Here is a 3,123-nt window from a genome sequence, read left to right on the forward strand (position 1 = left end):
CCGCAGGCAATCGCGGACATCGCACACCAAGCAGGCATCCCGAAGGACATCCCGGGCGTCGGCCCGTCGCTCACCGAGGCTGACGGTTCCGGTCCCAACAACGGCATCGTGCTCGGCCAGTACCAGGCCCGCGTGCTCGACATGGCGTCGTCGTACGCGACGCTCGCCGCATCCGGCACGTATCACGCACCGCACTTCGTCCAGAAGGTCGTCGCGGCTGACGGCACCGTGCTGCTGGACCGCGGCGCACCCGCCGGTGAGGACCGCATCGACGCTGCCGTGGCGGACAACGTGACGGCTGCGATGCAGCCGATCGCGGCGTACTCGCGCGGTCACAACCTGGCCGGCGGACGTCTGTCGGCGTCGAAGACAGGTACTGCGCAGCTCGGTGACACCGGAGCCAACAAGGACGCATGGATGGTCGGCTACACGCCGTCACTCTCGACCGCGGTCTGGGTCGGAACTCCCGACGGTGAAGCGATCACCAATTCCGGTGGCGCGATGATCTACGGCTCGGGTCTGCCTTCGGACATCTGGAAGGACACGATGGACGGCGCTCTCGAGGGCACCGACAACGAGAAGTTCCCGACGCCGGGCAAGATCAACGGCCAAGCCGGTGGTGTTCCGGAGTACACGGCACCTGCACCGCCCAAGACGTCGGCGCCGCCGACCACCGCACCGACGACGACGGAAACCACTCCGCCGCCCGTGGTGACGACGACGCAGGTCGAGGTTCTGCCGGGCATCACCATCCCGATTCCGGGGATCTCCCGGCCGACGACAACCACGCCGCAGGTACCAGGGGCAGGCGAGACCACCGAGGAAGAACCGGCAGGTGTGAGCCCCGGCCAGTAGTTGGAGGGTGGTCGGTTCGAAAGACGGTAACCTCGCGGAGTGGCCGCGAATGCTGATGATGCCGAACCGACCTCCCCCGCTCCGCTGGCCGAAGATCTTCGTTCGGCGGATTGGCGGGACGTTCCCAGTCGCAACGACGCGATGGTGTCTGCGCTGTCGGGAACCGTCGGCGGTCCGGTAGGTCGTCACGCACTGATCGGACGCACTCGCTTCTTCACCCCGATGCGAGTGATCCTTCTGCTCGCCGTGGTGTTTTTGGCTTTCGGCTGGTTCGCGAAGGCCGGCTGTATTCAGCAGGCGCCGGTCGGCGAGAGCGGGCAGGTCGGCCTCGACTGGAGTGGCAGCCGTCAGTACGTGGCGATGTGTTACTCCGACACCGTTCCGCTGTACGGAGCCGAACGCCTCGATCAGGGAGCATTCCCGTACAAGACGTCGTGGGAAGAAGTACGCGGCGACGGTTCGATCCAGATGCGGTACATGGAGTATCCGGTCATCTCGGGGCTCTATCAGTACGGCGCGATGAAGGTCGCCAAGGCGTGGGATTCGATCACCTGGCTGCCGGGCGCGATTCAGGTGGCGCTCTATTTCAACGTCGTGGCGTTCGGGTTGGCGTTGGCGTGGCTGGTCACCGTGTGGGCGAGCACCCTGCTGGCCGGACGACGAGTGTGGGACGGCGCGCTCATCGCGTGTTCCCCGTTGGTGATCGTGCACGTGTTCACGAACTTCGATCCTCTGGCGACGGCGTTCGCGGCTGGCGGGTTGTTGGCGTGGGCACGCAAGCGGCCGGTGCTCGCGGGAATCCTGCTCGGCCTGGGCGGCGCCGCGAAGCTCTACCCGCTGCTCCTACTCGGACCGCTTTTCGTCCTGTGTCTGCGCGCGGGCAAGACGAGGGACTGGCTGGTGACCGCACTCAGTGCCGTCGCGGCATGGCTTGCGGTGAACCTGCCCATCGCCGCGCTGTACCCGCATGGTTGGTACGAGTTCTTCCGGCTCAACTCCGAGCGCGGGGCCGATCCAGATTCCCTCTACAACGTGATCGCGTCGTTCACGTCGTGGAAGGGCCTCGACGGTCCTCTCGCACAGGGCGAGTCACCGTCGAATCTCAACGCCGTCTCTCTGCTTTTGTTCGTGGCCGTCTGCATCGGTGTCGGATACGTCGCCCTGACGGCGCAGCGTCGTCCGCGCGTTGCACAGTTGTGCTTCCTGTTGGTGGCGGGCTTCCTGCTTACGAACAAGGTGTGGAGCCCGCAGTATTCTCTGTGGCTGGTGCCGCTGGCCGTGTTGGCCTTGCCGCACCGCAGACTCCTGCTCGCGTGGATGACCATCGACGCCCTGGTCTGGGTTCCACGAATGATGTATTACCTCGGGGTGTCCAACAAGGGGCTGCCCGAGCAGTGGTTCACCGGAACGGTCGTGATCCGGGACATCGCGGTACTCGTTCTGTGCGCGCTGGTGCTCCGGCAGATCTACCGGCCGTCGGAGGATCTCGTGCGGTACGGGTTCATCGACGATCCGGCGGGCGGTGTTCTCGATCAGGCTCCGGACAAACAACCCTCCTGGCTACCCGCTTGGCTGAAGCCGTCGAAGGCGAAGGAACCGGAACCCGTCACGGTCTGAGGTCACCATTCGTCGAGGGTGGTGTACCCGTCCTGGACCGCGCGGGCGAACAACGCTGCCTTCGTGGGGGCCGGCCGCCCGACGTCGCTGTACTTCGTGCGGATCCGAGTGATGTGTGTGTTGACGGTGCAGACGCGGAGGTCGAGTGTCTCGGCGACCTCGGACTTGGAATCCGAACGAAGCCAGGCAAGAAGTACTTCGATCTCGCGGACGCTCAGCTTCGGCTTGTGCTTGCCGTGCTTGGGGTTGCCGACTCGGGACACGTTTGCCTCGATCTTCGAAGAAATGCCGATTGAAGACATGCGAGTAGCGCCTTTCGACGGAGGGGATGGGCGTCGACTGCCGTATTTGCAGAAGGGCTGCTGAGATGGGGCGCGACTGAGAACGAGTATTTCGATCGAGGCGACTCAGTGGAACGGGCGCAACTCTCTCGATACAGAGTCCATACAACGGACAAATCCCCTACCTGCTCCGATAGAGTGCGTCGCTATGAACTCGAAGGCCGAAGCCGGTAGGCACAATCAGGTCGATCCGGGCCAGATCGAGTCGCGTGGACAGTTTGCTGAGGCGCTCACGGCGTTGCGGAAGGCAGCCGGACTGACCGTTCGCGAAGCGGTCGAGCGTTCGGGTGGTTTGCACGGAACCGTCCGC

3 protein-coding genes are annotated in these 3,123 nt (G+C 64.6%); 2 read left to right on the top strand and 1 reads right to left on the bottom strand.

Annotation, left to right across the window (positions count from 1 at the left end; all coding sequences use genetic code 11):
* Positions 1-855: penicillin-binding transpeptidase domain-containing protein (locus ABX74_RS08870; RefSeq protein WP_047888679.1), on the top strand; the 855-nt coding region annotated here is incomplete at its 5' end.
* 39 nt (positions 856-894) lie between these two features.
* Complete coding sequence (locus tag ABX74_RS08875) at positions 895-2,472, top strand: glycosyltransferase family 87 protein (protein ID WP_047888680.1); 1,578 nt, start codon at positions 895-897, stop codon at positions 2,470-2,472.
* Positions 2,473-2,474: 2 nt separating this feature from the next.
* Here the strand turns inward: ABX74_RS08875 and ABX74_RS08880 are convergent, their stop codons facing one another.
* Entirely contained in the window at positions 2,475-2,774 is a 300-nt protein-coding gene (locus tag ABX74_RS08880; RefSeq protein WP_047888681.1) for a helix-turn-helix transcriptional regulator, read from the bottom strand.
* Positions 2,775-3,123 lie beyond the last annotated feature (349 nt).

This window comes from Rhodococcus sp. ARP2, assembly GCF_001029585.1.
GTDB lineage: Bacteria > Actinomycetota > Actinomycetes > Mycobacteriales > Mycobacteriaceae > Rhodococcus_F > Rhodococcus_F erythropolis.